This window comes from Rhizobium sp. O111, from assembly GCF_055616315.1.
In genome coordinates this window covers 911,027-927,792 of the sequence record NZ_JBSHXL010000002.1, presented here as the reverse complement: position 1 = coordinate 927,792, position 16,766 = coordinate 911,027, and the positions used below count along the sequence as shown (strand labels likewise).

The window sequence follows — 16,766 nt, the reverse complement described above, 5'->3', positions numbered from 1 at the left end:
ATACCAGATTTCAGATCGATGTCGATATGAAAATTCGCGCTCGGGGCGAGGTCCGGCGCACCAGGGAGGAGATAGGACGATGAAAAGACGCAGTTTTCTGGTGGCATCAGCTATGGTGGCGTCGACGCTCGCCATGCCGCTCGCAGTGCAAGCGGCCACGCCGAGGGATCAGCTGGTGATTGCCACCAACATGTCCTCGATGCGCGGTCTGGATCCGAGCGAGCTCAACCAGCTGGAATCGGCGGAAATCGTCGCCAACCTCTATGAGCGCCTGATCGTGCTCGCCGCTGACGACATCACCAAGCCGCAGCCGGGCATAGCCGAAAGCTGGACAGTATCCGACGATGGCAAGAGCTTCACCTTCAAGATCCGTTCCGGCGTCACCTTCCATTCCGGCAACGCGCTGACCGCCAAGGATGTCGTGTGGTCGCTGCGCCGCCTGGTGAAGCTCGGTCTGGCGCCCTCCGTCGATCTTCGCCAGTGGGGGATCACCGACAAGAATGTCGATGAGCTGATCAAAGCCACGGATGATTCAACCGTCGTGCTGCAGACGCCCGAGGTCTGGAACCCGAACCTGATCCTATTCTCGCTCGCCAGCTTCTCGACCTCGATCCTGGACAGCGAGCTTCTCGCCAAGAACGAGAAGAACGGCGACATGGGCCGCGAATTCCTGCAGACCAACGATGCTGGATCCGGCCCCTATTCGCTGCGCACCTGGCGCGTCAACGATCTTCTGATCGCCGAGGCTTTCAAGGATTACTGGCAGGGCGCCCCGAAGATGCGCCGGGTCATCCTGCGCCACATGCCGGAATCGTCCGGCCAGCGTCTGCAGCTGGAAGCCGGCGACGTCGATGTCGCGACGCGCCTGTCCTCGACCGATCTGGCGGCGATCGAGGCCGGCGGCAAGGCCGATATCCAGAAGACCCCGGGCTTCGGCTTCTACTATCTGGCACTCAACCAGAAGGATGAAATCCTCTCCAAGGCGAAGGTCCGCGAGGCTTTCCGTTATCTCATCGACTATGACGGCCTGGCCAACACGGTGATGAAATATTACGGCATCAAGCAGCAGACGATCATTCCGGGCGGTCTGCCGGGCGCCAGCACCGAGAACCCGTACAAGCTCGATATCGACAAGGCCAAGCAGTTGCTGGCGGAAGCCGGCTATCCCGATGGTTTCTCCAAGGTCTATTACGCGACGCCCGTGACACCTGAATACGAAGTCGCGCAGTCGCTGCAAGCCAATGCTGCCAAGGCCGGCATCAAGCTCGACCTGCAGGGGGGCGATCATATCGGCAAGTTCCGCAACCGCGAGTTCGAGGTTTTCTCGGCGCGCACCGGCGAACGCTTGCCCGACCCGCATGCGGTTCTGGCGTCCTATGCCACGAACCCGAACAATGCCGACGATGCGAAACTCTCCGGCCTGATCGCCTGGCGCTCCGCCTGGGAGGTTCCGAAGGACATTCAGGACATGGTGACCGCCGCCGCGCACGAGACCGACCAGCAGAAGCGCGCCGATCTCTACACCAAGATCAACAAGGCCTATCTGGACGCTTCGCCGGCCTTGATCACCTCCTTCCAGCGCACGGACGCGAAGGCGGTCAGAAAAGAAGTCAAGGGCTATGTCGGCCATTCGACCTGGCTCACCCGTTGGGACACCGTCTCGAAGGGCGAGTAAGCCCTTCCTGTCGAGGAGAATGACGTGAGTATCTCACAGACATCTGGAAACGCGCCGGCAGGCGCACGGGCTGCGCTCGGCGCGCTGCGCAAGGTGACGGCATCCTTTGCCGTCATCCTGACAACGCTGCTCGGCCTGCTCGTGATCACCTTCGTCGTCGGACGCATGGTTCCCGCCGATCCTGTCATCGCCGTCATCGGCGACCAGGCCGATCACGAGACCTACGAGCGCGTCTACAAGGAAATGGGGTTGGATCAGCCGCTCTATGTGCAGTTCGGAACCTATCTCGGCAATGTCGCGCATCTGGATTTCGGCCAGTCGCATGTGACGAAAAATCCCGTCGCTAGCGATCTCGCCCGCGTTTTCCCGGCAACGCTGGAGCTCGCCACGCTGGCAACGATCATCGGCGCGGGCTTCGGTATTCCGCTCGGCATCATCTCGGCCGTCCGCAAGGGCACCTGGGTCGATCATCTGGCGCGTGTCGTCGGACTGCTCGGCCACTCGACGCCGATCTTCTGGCTGGGCACCATCGTCATTCTTGTCTTCTACGCGAAGTTCGGTCTCATACCCGGCAGCGGCCGTCTCGATGTCTACAATGAGGGGCTCGTCGAGGGGCCGACCAATTCCATCCTCGTCGATGCGATCCTTGCCGGCGAATGGGAGGTCTTCCGGGACGCGCTGCTGCATGTCGCCGCTCCGGCGCTGATCCTCGGCTATGCCGCGATGGCCTATCTCAGTCGCATGAGCCGAAGCTTCATGCTCGAGCAGCTGCGGCAGGAATATGTGCTGACCGCCAAGGCCAAAGGCCTCGGTCAGCGAGCGATCGTCTGGCGACACGCGTTTCGCAACATCCGCGTGCAGCTGTTGACGATCGTGGCTCTCGCCTATTGCGGCCTGCTCGACGGCACGGTCCTGATCGAGACGGTTTTCGCGTGGCCCGGCCTTGGCCAGTACCTGACGTCGGCGCTGTTCTTCGCTGACATGAACGCGGTGCTCGGCAGCGTGCTCCTCATCGGCATCATCTCGATTGCCATCAATCTCCTGTCGGACCTGACCTATCGGTTCCTCGATCCGCGTACCCGGTGACATCATGGCGACACGTTATTTCAACGATCTGCACAATTGGCTGATCAACGAGGAGTTTTCCTCGACGCGTCAGGCGCGGCTCCACAAGGCCTATGTCCTGTGGCTGAACCTGATCGCCAATCCGTTGGCATTCGCCGGCTTCGTCGTCGTGCTGATGCTCGTCTTGATCGCGACCTTCGCGCCGCTGCTCGCCAGCCATGATCCGATCCTCCAGGATTTGACCATGGCGCTGAAGCCGCCGTCATCCGCCAACTGGTTCGGCACCGACGAATTCGGCCGGGACGTCTATTCGCGCCTCGTCTATGGCGCGCGTACGACGCTCTATATCAGCATCTTGGTCACGGTCATCGTGGCGCCCATCGGCTTTGCGATCGGCGCGACCGCCGGCTATCTCGGCGGCTGGGTCGATGTGGTCCTGATGCGCATCACCGATATCTTCCTGTCCTTCCCAAGTCTCGTGCTGGCGCTCGCCTTTTCCGCGGCCCTTGGTCCAGGGATCGAGAATGCCGTCATCGCCATCGCGCTCACCGTCTGGCCGCCGATCGCGCGCTTGGCGCGCGCTGAAACGCTGACGTTCCGTGCTGCGGATTTCGTCGTTGCGGCCGAGCTGCAGGGCGCGGGAATGGGCCGCATTTTGTTTCGCCATATCGTGCCGCTTTGCGCGCCGTCGATCATCATCCGCCTGACGCTCAACATGTCGAGCGTCATCCTGACGGCCGCCGGTCTTGGCTTCCTCGGTCTCGGCGCGCAGCCGCCAATGCCTGAATGGGGCGCGATGGCGGCCTCTGGTCGACAATATCTCCTCGACGCCTGGTGGCTGACGACGGTTCCCGGCATCGCCATTCTCCTGGTCAGCCTCGCCTTCAACTTGCTCGGCGACGGACTGCGCGACATCATGGATCCCCGCAATGCCTGAACAGTCAAAACCGATCCTCTCGGTCAAGAACATGTCGGTGCAGTTTCCGACGCTGTCCGGCGTGGTCAACGCCGTCAAGAATGTGAGCTTCGATGTCGGCCGCGAGAAAGTTGGCATCATCGGCGAATCCGGTTCCGGCAAGAGCACGACCGGACGCGCGATCATGCGCTTGCAGCCGGGTACGGCTCAAGTCGTCGCCGATGAGCTGCGCTTCGAGGATGTCGATCTCCTCGCTGCCAGCGAGGCCGACATGCGCGCGATCCGCGGTAGCCGGATTTCGATGATCCTGCAGGACCCGAAATATTCGCTCAATCCCGTCATGACCGTCGGAGAGCAGATTGCCGAAACCGTCATCCTGCACGAGCGCCTTGGCAAGAAGGCGGCGCGCGAGCGTACGCTTGCCATGCTGGAGCGGGTGAATATCCGCGACCCGCAACGCGTCTTCAATCTCTACCCGCACGAGGTCTCGGGCGGCATGGGGCAGCGCATCATGATCTCGATGATGCTGATCTCCTCGCCTTCGCTGATCATCGCCGACGAACCGACCTCGGCACTCGATGTGACCGTGCGCCAGCAGGTGCTGTCGATCCTCGACGACCTGATCACGGAACGCAACATCGGCCTGATCTTCATCTCTCACGACCTCAACCTCGTGAAGAGCTTCTGCGACCGCGTCATCATCATGTATGCAGGCCGGATCGTGGAAACGATCGAAGCGTCCAGGCTCGACGAAGCAACCCATCCCTATACACGCGGCCTGCTTGAGGCGCTGCCAAGTCTCGATCATCCCAGGGATCGACTGGAAGTGCTGAAGCGTCAGGCAAGCTGGGCGGAGGCGTGACATGTCCATCATATCGGTAAACGATCTCGCCGTGTCCTTCGGCAGCGGCAATGATTTCAAGCAGGTCGTCAAAAGCGTCGCCTTTGAGGTGGCACCCGGCGAGACATTCGGCCTGGTCGGCGAAAGCGGGTGCGGCAAGTCGACGGTGCTCGGCGCGCTGGCGGGACGCATCAAGGAATGGAGCGGTTCTGTTTCGATCGACGGTGACGTGGTCGGCCCGAAACGATCGCGCGCGCAGCTCGCCAAGCAGCAGATGGTGTTTCAGGATCCCTTCGGCTCCCTGCATCCGCGCCACACGATCGGCCGCACGCTGCTGGAGCCTCTCGAGATCCATGGACTGGACCGGCGGCAGGAGCGTGTCGAGCAGGTTCTGCGCGACGTCGGCCTGCCACCCGGCTTCCGGCATCGTTTCCCGCACCAGCTCTCCGGCGGGCAAAGGCAGCGCGTGGCGATTGCCCGTGCGCTTATCCTCGAGCCGAAGATCCTTTTGCTCGACGAACCGACGTCGGCGCTCGACGTTTCGATCCAGGCGGAAATTCTCAATCTCTTGAAGGACCTGCGTGAACGCTCGAAGCTGACTTACATTCTGGTCAGCCACGACATGGCTGTCATCGCGCATCTCTGCAACCGCGTGGCTGTCATGCAGGATGGCGTTTTCGTCGAGATCGCGACGCAGGCGCAGCTGTTGGAAAGCAATGTCGAGCACCCCTATACGAAAACTCTGCTCGATGGCAGCAGGGGGTATATTCCACGGTCCAAGCAATCATTGACCGCGTCTCCCCCGTAAAGAGATCATGGCCAAGTTTCAGTCTCCGGATGGGCAAGGTCAGGCCGCGAGCCAACACGGAAATGGCCACGCCCAATCGCCCCTTAGGCGTCTCTGGCGCTTTGTGCGATCAAAGCCTTGGGGATCATTATATGGACGCCTTTCTTGACGTTCACGACCTGCGTGATGCGTACATCGGCAGCCATGCTGCAAAAGCTGTAGGCCTGTACTGACGTCAGATGTGTTCTTTCGACGATCATCCCGATCGCGAAGCGGAGCGCCTCCCGCATCGCCTCCTGCAGGTCCTCGTCAAACGCCATGGCGATCAGGTGATCGGCCGTCTCGGCATAGGGCATTGCAAGCTCTGCGCCGCTGACGACATCGATCTTGAATGTCCCGCTCAGTCCCGTCTCGACGGCGGTCAGGCAGACTTCGCCATCTCCCTGTGACGCGTGGCCGTCACCGGCCGAGAACAATGCACCTTCGACGGACACCGGCAAATAGAGGATCGAGCCGGCAGTCAGCTCGCGATTATCCAAGTTGCCGCCGAAATAGTCGGGGATGATCGAGGTCAGGCAACCATCTTCAGGCTTAGGTGCAGTCGCCATGATCCCGAAAAACGGTCGTGCCGGCATCACCATGCCCCAAGGGGTGGTGATGGTGCCGGCCGTGCGATCGATGCTCAGGTGCAGGGTTTCGTCTTGCGTGAAATCATGTGGCAGCGCGCCTTTGCCTGGTCTGATGATGTTGAAACCCCAATCATCCCGAAGCCTGACATCAAGGATCTCGACACGCAAGGCGTCGCCAGGCTTGGCGCCACGGACATGGATTGGGCCGGTCAATATGTGAGGGCCGGGCGATGGCGCCAGCGCCGCGTGGATCTCCTGCAATTCCGGTCGGATCGAATGGGCCGGGTTGCGCGAGGCCTCGGCAGGCGACCCGCTGACACTATGAATCGTCACGGTGTCGCCAGGATCGATCTCGATCACTGGCCGACGGCGCGCATCGAGGTAGCCCCAATGCACGGTGTCCGGTGTGGGGAAGACGTCGTGATGGGGCATGCTGGATCAGGCCAGTTCGAAGCGGATGGATTGCGCACCTTCCCAGAGCGTCAGGTTGCCGAGTGTCTTCAGGTTCTCGAGGCCGGACGTCAGGGTGATGAAGTGATTGCCGGCAAGCTGGCCCATTTTGGAGGAGAAGTCCACGCCGCCATAGGCAAGCAGGATTTCTGTTTCGCTGATGCCACCGGGATAGAGGATGATGTGGCCGGGGGCCGGATGACTTGTGTGGTTCTCATACCCGACGCCGAAGTCCTCGTCGCCGAGCGGCACCCACACGCCTTCGCCGCTCCAGCGGACATGCACGATCTTGCTTTCGTAGGGCAGGCGCTTGAGGAAGGCAGCGCAGGTCTTCGGCGCATCCTCCGTCTCCAGACGGGCGTCGAAGGTGAAGGGGCCGGCGGTGATCTTGAGCTTGGTCATTGCTGTTCCTGTTAATGCGAATAGAGGAGAGCTGGCGGGCGTATCAGCCGCCAGCGGAAAAATTGTCGCCACGTCTGGCCCAGCCGGTGACGCGCGCTTCGATCACCGAGAAGATCACGTAGAGCGCGACGCCGAGCGCTGCCAGAATGAACAGGCCGGCGAAGACTAGCGGCACGTCGAAGCTGGAGCTGGCAATCATCATCACATTGCCGATCCCCCGGTTGGAAGCGACGGTTTCGGAAATGACGGTGCCGACAAAGGCGAGGGTGGCCGCGACCTTCAGCGATGCGAAAAAATACGGCATGGTGCGCGGCAAGCCGATATTCCAGAGGATTTCGAGCTTCGTCGCCTTCAATGTCCGCATGACGTCCTGCAGTTCCGGCTCCGTTGACGCGAGACCGGCGGCGACATTGACGACAATTGGGAAGACGCACATCACCATGGCCGTCAGCACGGCGGGAACGGTGCCGGAGCCGAACCAGAGCACGAGGATCGGCACGATCGCGACCTTTGGGATGGACGAAAAGCCGACCAGCAGCGGATAGGCGACATCATAGGCAAGCCGCGACGAACCGATCAGCATCCCGAGCGCCAGCCCAAGGATGATGCCGAGGCCGAGACCAAGCAGCGTCGTATAGACCGTCTGTATGGTGTGTGGCCAGATCGCAGGGAACTGCGTCCAGAGCGTTACCAGCACCTGGCTCGGGCGCGGCAAGACAAGATCCGAGACGTTGAAAGCGAGGCATATGACCTCCCACAGCACGAAGAAGCCGAGGATGCAGGTGGCGGACAGGATCTGGCGTTTGGCGGCGGCTGTCATGACTGCACCTCGTTGACGGCGCGTGCGGCGACGATGCGCTCGCGGAGCCTTTGCGTCAGGGACACGAATTCGGGCTGGAAGGAGACGTCGATGGTCCGTGGACGGGCGAAGGGAACGGTGCTGTCCTCGATGATGCGGCCCGGTCGTGCCTGCATCACGCAGATGCGGGTGGCGAGATAGGCGGCTTCTTTCAGGTCGTGGGTGACCAGAACGACGGTTGGGCGTCGTTCGATCCAGAGCGTCTGCATGATCTCCCAGAGCTCTTCGCGGGTGAACTGGTCGAGCGCGCCGAATGGCTCATCCAGAAGCAGAAGCGTCGGATCATGGATCAGCGCGCGGCAGAGCGAGGCGCGCTGCTGCATGCCGCCCGAGAGCTGCCAGGGGAATTTATCGCCAAAGCCGGAGAGGCCGACCTTGGCAAGCAGCGCTTCGGCGCGATCGCGGTACTCGCCTTTCTTTTTTCTGGCATAGCCATGCTTGAACGGCGCAACGATCTTCAGCGGCATCATCACATTGTCGCGGATGTTGAGCCAGGGCAGCAGGGTCGGGTTCTGGAAGGCCATGCCGATCCTGACGTCGTTCGCGCCGATCTCGCGACCGGTGACGAAGATATTGCCCTGCGATGGCGAGAGCGTGCCGGCAACGAGTTTCAGGATCGTCGACTTGCCGCAGCCGGACGGGCCGACGAGGGCGACGAACTCACCGTTTTCGATCCTGAGCGACGTCTCCGCCAGCGCCACCGTCTTGTTCTTCTCGCCACCGAAAGTGACGTTCACTCTTTCCAGATCGATCACGGGATTGCCGGGACTGACCCCGGTTGCGAGAGGTTGGTTCATGGCGATCAGCCCTTCCTGGGCGCGGTAACGGCGGCCATGGTCTGGTCGGCGTTACGAACGTTCGGCACCGGCATTTGCTGGATCGCATGAACCGAGCGGCCCCAACCCTTGGCGCTATCCTGCAGCGTACGGTTCTTCATCGCGAAGCGGCCGCGCACGATGGTGTGGATCGGAAGTGCTGTCGCCTTCATCCCGTGCCAGGGCGAGATTTTCGCCGTCGACTGGATCTGCGCATCGTCGATCGTCCACTCGCGGTTGGTATCGACAATCGCGAGATCGGCGTCCGAACCCACCATCAGCGCACCCTTTGTCGGGTAAAGGCCCCAGCACTTGGCGGGCTTCTCGGCGCTCCAGCGCACATAGTCGGAAAGGCTTGCCCCGCGACGATCAAGCTCCGTCAGCATCAGCGGCATTTGCGTTTCGACGCCGGGGAAGCCGCAGTCGACGGTCCAGATGTCGTCGCGGGTCTTTTCCTCGATCGAATGGGGGGCGTGGTCGGTAGCGATCATGTCGATCGTGCCATCGGCAAGCGCCTGCCAGATCGGATCCTGGTTTTCGGTCTCGCGCACCGGCGGGTTGACACGGATGACGCCACGCTTCGCTTCGTAATCATCGGCGGACAGAAGGAGATATTGCGGGCAGGTCTCGCCGGTAATGTCGACACCGCGCGCCTTCGCCTCTGCCAGCGGCCGAAGCTCGGCGGCGGATGAAATGTGGAGGATGTGGATGCGTGCGCCAGTCCATTCCGCAAGGATGGCGGCGCGGGCAACGGCTTCTGTCGCCACCACGGCCGGGCGGGCGGCGAGGTGGGCCAGCGGATCGGTGCGGCCCATGGCGCGCAACCGTGCTTCGCGGCGTTCCATGATCGAATTCGTCTCGGCGTGCAGCGAAATGCGCTTGCCGGTCGGTGCAACGATCTCGAGGAGCTCGAGCATGGCGCCTGTCGTCGGCGAGGGAATGCGGCCGAACGTGTTGCCCATGTAGCATTTGAAGCCGATGACGCCGCCTTCGATCAGTTCGCCGATATTCGGCAAGCTGTCTTCGCCGAGCACAGCGTACAGGCCATAGTCGACATGGGCTTTGGCGCCCGCAATGGCATGCTTTTCGGCAAGCGATGCTGCATCGGAGATCGCCGGCAGCGTGTTCGGCATGTCGAAGACGGTGGTGACGCCGCCGAAGGCCGCCGCCGCCGTGCCGCTCGCAAAGTCCTCCTTCTGCGGATAGCCGGGATCGCGGAAATGCACATGGACGTCTATCGCGCCGGGCAGGATATGGAGGCCGGTCGCATCCAGACTGTCCTTGGCCTCGGGCATCGCATCCTTCTCGCCGATCGCGAGGATCTTGCCATCCTTGATGGCGATGCTCGCCAGATACTGGGTGTCGGGGGTGACGATCGTGCCGCCGTGGACGACGAGGTCCGCGATAATGTCGGTGGTCATCTCATATCTCCTTAAAGGGCAGCCCAGCCGCCATCGACGGGCAGGTCGACGCCGGTGATCTGGCGCGAGACGTCGCTGGCGAGGAATAGGCAGGCACTGGCGACATCGTCGTCGACGGTGATGCGCTTCAGCGCGTAGTCTTCCGCATGGCGGTTTGCTGCTTCTTCTTCCGTGATGCCGAGCTTCAAAGCCATGGTCTTGCAGACTTTGTCGCGGAAACGTGGTCCATCGACCATGCCTGGGGCGACGCAGTTGACGTTGATGTTGTGCTGGCCGACCTCGAGCGCGAAGCTCTTGGTGATCCCACGCAGGCCCCACTTGGAAGCGGAATAGGCAAGGCGGCCCGCGCGTCCCTTCATGCCGAAGGTGCCGCCGACATTGACGACCTTGCCGTAGCTGTTCTCGATCATCGACGGCAGAACCGCCCGGATCGTGTGGAAACAGCCGTTCATGTTGAGCGTGACGATATCGTCGAATTCTTCCGGTGTGGTCTCGACCCCGGTCTTGCCCATCGGGCCGGAGCCGCCCGCGACATTGACGAGGACATCAATGCGACCGAAGGATTCAACGGTCTTCAGGGCGGCGGCGTCACATTGTCCGGCGTCCGTCAGGTCGCATCCGATAACGACAACGGAACAGCCTTTGGACCGGGCTTCTTCAGCGACTGGCTCGATCGCCGCCGTATCACGACCGACGAGCGCGAGCTTGGCGCCTTCATTGGCAAAGGCAAGCGTGATGGCCGCGCCCATGCCCTTGGCGGGGCCTGTGATGAACACGACTTTATCCTTCAGCATCAGGTCCATGATGTTGTTTCCGTTATTTCAGCTGTGATGGGAGGGGCGGCGCGCTGGCGCCGCCGTCATTGGGTGGCTCAGTTGATGACCGTGAGACGGTCGTCCTTGGCGGGGAGGAAGCTGCGATCGAAGACTTCGGTGAGCGCCGGTGTGCGCGGCAATTCCTTTGCCTTGACGATGATGTCGATCGACTTGCCGAGACGGGCGTCATCGACGTCACCGAAGCCGATCTTGGCGATTTCGTCGTGGTTCATCTCGTTGGCGATGGTCGCGTCGAAGCGTTCGCGCTCTATGGTTGGCTTGATCAGCGGTTCGCGCTTCTGAACGGCAGCGATCGCCGCATCCGGATCCTTGATCGCGTCCTTGATGCTCTTGTTGATGGCGCGCAGGAAGCCCTTCACCGCGTCGGGATTGTCCTTGACCAGCTTCTTCGAAGCGATGATGGCGTTCGAATAGAGATCCATTCCGTAGTCGCCGTAGCGGATGAAGCGCAGCTCCTTGTCGGGATCGACGCCGATGAGCTTGGAGCTGAAACGGATCGTGTTGACATAGCCGAAGACGCCTTCGACCTGGCCCTTCATCAGCATCTGCTCGCGAAGGTTCGGCTGCATGTTGGTGATGCTCACCTTGGTGCAGTCGATCTTGGTGATGGCGCACAGCGCCGGGAAGAGCTTCAGCGCGCCATCATTGGCCGCGCCACCCAGCGTGTGGCCAGGAAAATCGGCAGGCGCCTTGATTGGGCTGTCCGCCTTGACGGCGACCGTGAAGGGCGGCTGGCTGTACATCATGAAGACACCAACGGGCGCGTCTTCCGGCTTCTTGGCGGCGAGTTCGATCAAGGCGTTGATGTCGCCAAACGCCATATCGTAGGCGCCGTTGGCAACCAGCGGAACGCCCGCACCGGAGCCGTTGCCCTGGTCAAACGTCACGTCGAGGCCTTCCTCCTTGAAGTAACCCTTGTCCTCGGCGAGAAAAAGCAGGCCCTGTGGCCCCTCATACTTCCAGTTCAGGACCATCTTGATGCTGGTTTCGGCATGGGCCGTGGTGCCGGCGAATGCGGAAAGTGCCGTGGCGGCGGCAAGCGCCAGCATACGGGCGCGCGTCTTCATCTGGTGATTAGCCATTGTTGTTCCCCTTGTCTGGTCGTTGGAGGCCGCCTTTGTCGCGGCTTGTTCTTTCATGTTGCAATGCGAGAGTACACGGTCCAGTGTGTATCTCAACCGCAATTTTTGTGCGTGAACGGTGCTAAAAAGGCCTCACTCGGAGCAAGCGATGCGTCATCTGAAATTGCTGCAACAAGTCTCTGAAATCGCCAAAGCGGGCTCGATCCGCCAGGCGGCGGAGCGGATGAACATCACGGCATCGGCGATGAACCGCAAGATCCAGGACCTGGAGCTAGAGATAGGAACGCCGATATTCGAGCGGCGCGCGCGTGGCGTGAAGTTAACCACGGCGGGCGAATTGTTTGTCCGCTATGCCAGAAGCCAGATCGCCGACGCGGAGCGGCTGAGCTCGCAAGTCGAAGACCTGAGGGGCCTGAGGCGCGGACCGGTAAAGATCGCCTGCAGCCAGGCGCTCGCGCTCGACTTCCTGCCGTTTCAGATCGGGGAGTTCCGCAAGGACAACCCTCGGCTCGTTTTCGATCTGAAGGTGATGGACCATAACGCGGCGATCAACGCGCTCGTCGAATATGATGTCGATCTCGCCCTGGTGTATCGGGCCCACATGCGGCCGGGCATACGGATATTAACCTCGCTGCCGCAGCGATTGGTCGCGATCATGCGGGAAGATCACCCTCTGGCGTCCAAGCAGGTGCTTCGGCTTTCCGATTGCGTCGGACAGCCGCTTGCATTGCCGGATCAAAGCCTCGGTGGGAGGCAAGTTCTCGATGAGGTGATTGCCCGCCGCGACTTTCGGTTCGACATCATGGCGGAATCGAATTCGTTCGAGATGCTGAGAGGGTTGGTCCTTCGCGGAAACATGATCTCGTTCCAGATCGAGGCCGGGGCGCCGCGACAGGATTTCGGAATGGGGCTTGTCGGCCAGCCGATAGACGAGCGCGACATACCGCGCTCGGACCTCGTACTCTGCCAACTCAGGGGACGCGTCCTGCCGATCGCCGCTTCCAGCTTCGCGGATAGGCTGGTCAAGGCGATGACGTAGATCGAGCGGTTGCCGCGCTCCTACTCCCGTCGCGGAAGCTGCGGCCTAGCAGCAGCCGCGATAATGCTTGCCGATCAAAGGTTCGAGAGCCGCGAATGCCTCCTGGATATGCTGCGTCGAACCAATCGCCGCGCGATATTGCTGGCGAAGCGCCGCTTCAACGGATTCGAGATCGATCCCAAGTACCTTGCCGTCCCGCACGATCGTTTTCCCGCCACGGATCACCTCGACGACGTCCCTTTGCGTTGCACGCGCAAAGAGATAGTGGCGGGGATCGACCTCCATCACACGGTCACGGTCCAGTCGGTCGAGATCGAGCAGCAAGAGGTCAGCGGGCATGCCGACGTCTATGCGCCCGCCGGCGGGAAGACCGACCATCTCTCGCCCGGTTGCGCAGGCCGCGGTCAGCGCATCCGCGGGCGTGATCTGCTCGTCGAAAGCCACGCCAGCATTGAGCATGCGAAACAGGCGAAGCTCCCGCAACGCGTCATCGTCCTCGTCGAACGCGCATCCATCAAGGCCGATGCCATAGCGAAGCCCCGACGCCTTCATTCGTCCCGCGCGTGCGATGCCGGATTTCAGGTGCAAATTCGAAGAGGGATTAACGGCGATCTTCACGCCATGACTGGCCAGGACAGATAGTTCTGCCGGCCTTGCCCAAACACAATGCGCGACCGTCAGGCGAGGAGACAGCAGCCCGATTTCGCGCAGACGTTCGATGATACCACCAGGATAGGTGCGGTCGGCCCACCTGCGCTGTTCACGCGTTTCCAGAAGATGGATGTGGACGCGGCGACCGGTCTCCGCCGATGCCCGGGCGATCGCTTCCAAAAGGCCGTCGGAGCACCATTGCACGCCGGTAGGTCCGAACTGGACATCGACATGCAGCTCATTTTCCAGTTCCAAGGCAACGTCGGAAACGCGCTTGATCTGTTCCTGGGGCGACATCGTCTCCGTCCGCCAGATACCGTCGATCATGTATCGATCGGCGAGCTTTGCCGCGATGTCGGTATGATCGCCGTAGACGATCGGGTTCCGGTCTCGCATGGCGATCGCAAAAGCGATCGACACGCCGACATCCGACGCGGCGCGGGCATAGTCGTGCGCTTCTTTCGTCAACGGCTCAAGGCCCATGGGGCGGATCAGGTGCACCATGACGGCAACGCAGCCGCCGCGCGCGGATCGCCCGAATGACGCGGCCGCTGCGAGGTAGGGATCAACGGCCGGCATGACGGCAAGCGAAGGCAGCCAGGTCTCCAGCGGCTTCATCCCGGCGCCGAACGACGTCGGCGACAGCGGTCGTGCGTGATTGTGTCCGTCGACCAATGCAGGCATGGCCATGATACGCGGCGTCGCGGCGTCGTCAGTTGTCGATCGAATGGCGGTGATGCGGCCGGATTCTACCCGGATTTCGACTGGTCCGGCCGGCTCATAGCTCTCTCCGATGAGGGCCTTGGCCACAGTGATTTGACGGTCACTCATAAGCATTCTCGTTCATGATGGGCGAACTCCGATGAAATCCGGAACTCGCCTATTTGAGATCAGTTGACGGTTCTCTCAGCAAGAGGCGGAAGGTATTCGGCTGTGAATACCTTGTCTGGCGTCACGTCGCCCTTGAGCTCGTAGGCAGCCTTGATGCTGGAGATTGATCCTGCCAGGCGCGAGGCATCGACATCACCGACGCCAACCTTACCGGTTTCCGCCGATACGATCAGGTTCTTGATGGCGAACTCGATCCGGCGCTTTTCCAGCTGTTCGTTTATCAGCGGCTCGACGGCCTTGACTGTGGCGGCGCCGAGCGCGGGGTCATGCATGATCTCGATCATGGCCCTGTTCACGGCCTTCACCAGTCCCCGAACGGCTTCCGGATGTTCGTTGATTAATTTGCGGGAGACCATCAGGCCGTTGGAATAGATGTCCACGCCGTGATCACCATAATTGTACCAGGTGAAATCCTTGTCGGGGTCCAGACCAAGACCGATCAGGTTCAGATAGCTGGTGACATTGAAGACCAGGCTTGCATCGACGTTTCCGCGGATCAACATCTGCTCCTGGATGTTCGGTGCAACATTGAGCATTTCCATGCTGTTTGGATCAATTCCAACATTCGAGGTCAACGCGGGGAAGAGGCGGCCCGCGGCCGAGCCGGCCGGGCTTCCAATCTTGAGACCGGCCAGCTTTTTCAGGTCGGTGACCGGGCCATCCTTCTTGACCAGGACTGAAAACGGCGGCTGATTGTAGAGTTGATAGACCATGACAGGCGATACGTCGGGCTTCATCAACGCATTCTGGATGATGGCGTTCATGTCGCCGAAGCCTGCATCATAGGCGCCGGACATGATGCGTGTGACCGTGACCGCCGAGCCTTCCCCCTGATCGATTTGGACATCTAGTCCCTCGTCGGAGAAGTAGCCTTTTTCCTTGGCAAGATAAAACCAGGCGTGGATACCCTGGATCTTCCAGTCGAGCGTCAATTTGATCGGAAGATCGACCGCATGAACATGCGACGCGAACATCAGAGCGGGTATTATCAGTGACCGGATGAATTTTTTCATTTTTGTTCCCATTCTGAAGGCTGTGTCATGCGACATGACGCGGCAATGCGGGGTGACGCGTACAATCCGGGCAACAATCGTTGTCTCCGCAGGCGCCGATGGCATCTGTGGTTCGCAAATCGTCAGGTTGTCAGACTGTCTGCCGTTGAAGCGAGGCTGGATTGTGCGCCTGGATGTCGGAAGACATTGTCACGTTAGATCCGGTCGCCGATGCCGGCTACTGCTCTTTTCGCGCGCGAGCGATGACAAAATGGCTTCACTGGAAGCGGTGGCCGACGTCGCCATGGCGCCGCAGCTACTCGCCGGCACCATGGCGCTCAGTCATTTCCTATTGGCTGGAGGGCGTCAGGCAAAGCAGACGGCCGGGATTGTCGTCCTCGATGACCCATACTGCGCCATCAGGTGCCTCAGCAACGTCGCGGATTCGCGCCTGCATATCCCAGCGGTCCGCCTCGTCAACCGCGCCGTTTGCCGCAAAGGTTATCCGCACCAAGCCGGTAGCAACCAGGCCGCCGACCAATGCCGAACCACGCCATTCAGGAAACATCTGGCCGTTGTAGAATGCCATGCCGGCCGGCGCTATAGCCGGGTTCCAGTAGAGAGCGGGCGGTGCAAATTCTGGCTTGGTGGAAAACTCATGCCGCACGTCCGCCGCGGATTGAGGATGTGCCAGAAGCTATTTGAATCCGAGCTTGCATCGCGCCTCACATATTCAGCCTTTGAAGCCTTGCCCGGAAGCGCTGTTGTTGTCGATGGCGATTGCAACGTGCTGTTCGCGAACACAGCCGCGACCAAGACGTTGTCACATAGAGACATTCCGATTTCCTTGTCCAAGGCACTGGCGACAGGAAGCACGCGACTGGTTGTCGATCGAGGTGAGGGCGCGAAGATCCGACACATAGTCCACAGCGCTGCCAATGGTGGCAGTGGCGGTGCCGTTCGGATCGAGTTCGACGCCACCGAGAATTATCGTATCGGCCAACTCGCCGTGTTCGTCACCCCCTTGCCGGCGCAGGGGACCGCTTCCGTAGCTGGTACGCCGGTCCTTGCGCTGATCAATGACATCTCGCAGCCACGATCGGCGCCGCCTCGTGTTTTCAGTGAATTGTTCGGGCTAAGCGCAGCCGAAGGTGCTGTCGCGGCAGCGCTTCTGGGCGGGCAGACAGCCGGGATCGTTACGCGAGATCGTGAGGTCTCGCTCGACACGGTGCGCACGCAAATACGGACGGTGCTGCGCAAGACTGATGCAGCCAACCTGCGCGACTTCGAACGCATCGGCGCGCTGCTGGGAACCTACGTTCATTGAGCCTGCCAAAGCGGCTCAATCTCATTCCGTTCAATCACCAGTTCTGAGGATGCGGGCTTTCGGCCGTGGTCGTAGGTAACGCGCAAGC

The 16,766-nt window shown here is 61.1% G+C and carries 16 protein-coding genes and 1 pseudogene; 7 read left to right on the top strand and 10 right to left on the bottom strand.

What is annotated here, in order from left to right; translation table 11 throughout:
• Positions 1–79 precede the first annotated feature (79 nt).
• The 5 genes from ACVTFQ_RS23870 to ACVTFQ_RS23850 are packed head-to-tail and all read left to right on the top strand — an operon-like array spanning position 80 to position 5,305.
• Entirely contained in the window at positions 80–1,675 is a 1,596-nt protein-coding gene (locus ACVTFQ_RS23870) for an ABC transporter substrate-binding protein (RefSeq protein WP_113177009.1), read from the top strand.
• Between the two features lie 24 nt (positions 1,676–1,699).
• Entirely contained in the window at positions 1,700–2,761 is a 1,062-nt protein-coding gene (locus tag ACVTFQ_RS23865; RefSeq protein ID WP_112950670.1) for an ABC transporter permease, read from the top strand.
• A 4-nt stretch (positions 2,762–2,765) separates the two neighbouring features.
• Positions 2,766–3,677 carry an ABC transporter permease gene (locus ACVTFQ_RS23860; protein ID WP_112436485.1) on the top strand — a complete coding sequence of 304 codons (912 nt, stop codon included), beginning with the start codon at positions 2,766–2,768 and terminating at the stop codon, positions 3,675–3,677.
• Positions 3,670–4,518, top strand: a complete 849-nt coding sequence (locus ACVTFQ_RS23855; RefSeq protein WP_112436484.1) for an ABC transporter ATP-binding protein — start codon at positions 3,670–3,672, stop codon at positions 4,516–4,518. The genes ACVTFQ_RS23860 and ACVTFQ_RS23855 overlap by 8 nt, the downstream gene beginning before the upstream one ends.
• Position 4,519: 1 nt before the next feature.
• Positions 4,520–5,305: an ABC transporter ATP-binding protein gene (locus ACVTFQ_RS23850; RefSeq protein ID WP_112436483.1), complete on the top strand. Its 786-nt coding sequence runs from the start codon at positions 4,520–4,522 to the stop codon at positions 5,303–5,305.
• An 83-nt stretch (positions 5,306–5,388) separates the two neighbouring features.
• Here the strand turns inward: ACVTFQ_RS23850 and ACVTFQ_RS23845 are convergent, their stop codons facing one another.
• The 7 genes from ACVTFQ_RS23845 to ACVTFQ_RS23815 all read right to left on the bottom strand — a co-directional run bounded on the left by ACVTFQ_RS23845 (position 5,389) and on the right by ACVTFQ_RS23815 (position 11,778).
• Positions 5,389–6,345: an acetamidase/formamidase family protein gene (locus ACVTFQ_RS23845; RefSeq protein WP_113177008.1), complete on the bottom strand. Its 957-nt coding sequence runs from the start codon at positions 6,343–6,345 to the stop codon at positions 5,389–5,391.
• Positions 6,346–6,351: 6 nt separating this feature from the next.
• Positions 6,352–6,765: a DUF3830 family protein gene (locus ACVTFQ_RS23840; RefSeq protein WP_018900979.1), complete on the bottom strand. Its 414-nt coding sequence runs from the start codon at positions 6,763–6,765 to the stop codon at positions 6,352–6,354.
• Between the two features lie 43 nt (positions 6,766–6,808).
• Entirely contained in the window at positions 6,809–7,585 is a 777-nt protein-coding gene (locus tag ACVTFQ_RS23835) for an ABC transporter permease (protein WP_047511472.1), read from the bottom strand.
• Entirely contained in the window at positions 7,582–8,421 is an 840-nt protein-coding gene (locus ACVTFQ_RS23830) for an ABC transporter ATP-binding protein (protein WP_113177007.1), read from the bottom strand. The genes ACVTFQ_RS23835 and ACVTFQ_RS23830 overlap by 4 nt, the downstream gene beginning before the upstream one ends.
• Positions 8,422–8,426: 5 nt before the next feature.
• Positions 8,427–9,860: an allantoinase AllB gene (allB, locus tag ACVTFQ_RS23825; protein WP_113177006.1), complete on the bottom strand. Its 1,434-nt coding sequence runs from the start codon at positions 9,858–9,860 to the stop codon at positions 8,427–8,429.
• An 11-nt stretch (positions 9,861–9,871) separates the two neighbouring features.
• Positions 9,872–10,663 (bottom strand): SDR family oxidoreductase, encoded by a 792-nt coding sequence (locus tag ACVTFQ_RS23820; protein ID WP_112436479.1) that lies wholly within the window; start codon positions 10,661–10,663, stop codon positions 9,872–9,874.
• A 68-nt stretch (positions 10,664–10,731) separates the two neighbouring features.
• A complete protein-coding gene (locus tag ACVTFQ_RS23815; RefSeq protein ID WP_313761048.1) occupies positions 10,732–11,778 on the bottom strand; it encodes an ABC transporter substrate-binding protein in 1,047 nt (348 codons plus the stop codon).
• A gap of 148 nt (positions 11,779–11,926) precedes the next feature.
• Between ACVTFQ_RS23815 and ACVTFQ_RS23810 the strand changes: the two genes are divergently transcribed.
• Positions 11,927–12,817: a LysR family transcriptional regulator gene (locus ACVTFQ_RS23810; RefSeq protein ID WP_112436477.1), complete on the top strand. Its 891-nt coding sequence runs from the start codon at positions 11,927–11,929 to the stop codon at positions 12,815–12,817.
• Between the two features lie 45 nt (positions 12,818–12,862).
• Here ACVTFQ_RS23810 and ACVTFQ_RS23805 read toward each other — a convergent pair whose 3' ends face one another.
• From ACVTFQ_RS23805 to ACVTFQ_RS23795, 3 genes and pseudogenes are all read right to left on the bottom strand, one after another.
• Entirely contained in the window at positions 12,863–14,299 is a 1,437-nt protein-coding gene (locus tag ACVTFQ_RS23805) for an amidohydrolase family protein (RefSeq protein ID WP_162741239.1), read from the bottom strand.
• A gap of 59 nt (positions 14,300–14,358) precedes the next feature.
• Positions 14,359–15,372, bottom strand: coding sequence for an ABC transporter substrate-binding protein (locus ACVTFQ_RS23800; protein WP_470424031.1), 1,014 nt, complete (start codon positions 15,370–15,372; stop codon positions 14,359–14,361).
• A gap of 328 nt (positions 15,373–15,700) precedes the next feature.
• Positions 15,701–16,003, bottom strand: a pseudogene (locus ACVTFQ_RS23795) (PQQ-dependent sugar dehydrogenase); the annotation flags it as partial.
• A gap of 6 nt (positions 16,004–16,009) precedes the next feature.
• Between ACVTFQ_RS23795 and ACVTFQ_RS23790 the strand changes: the two are divergent.
• Complete coding sequence (locus ACVTFQ_RS23790) at positions 16,010–16,678, top strand: hypothetical protein (protein WP_113200816.1); 669 nt, start codon at positions 16,010–16,012, stop codon at positions 16,676–16,678.
• The last annotated feature ends 88 nt before the right edge of the window (positions 16,679–16,766 follow it).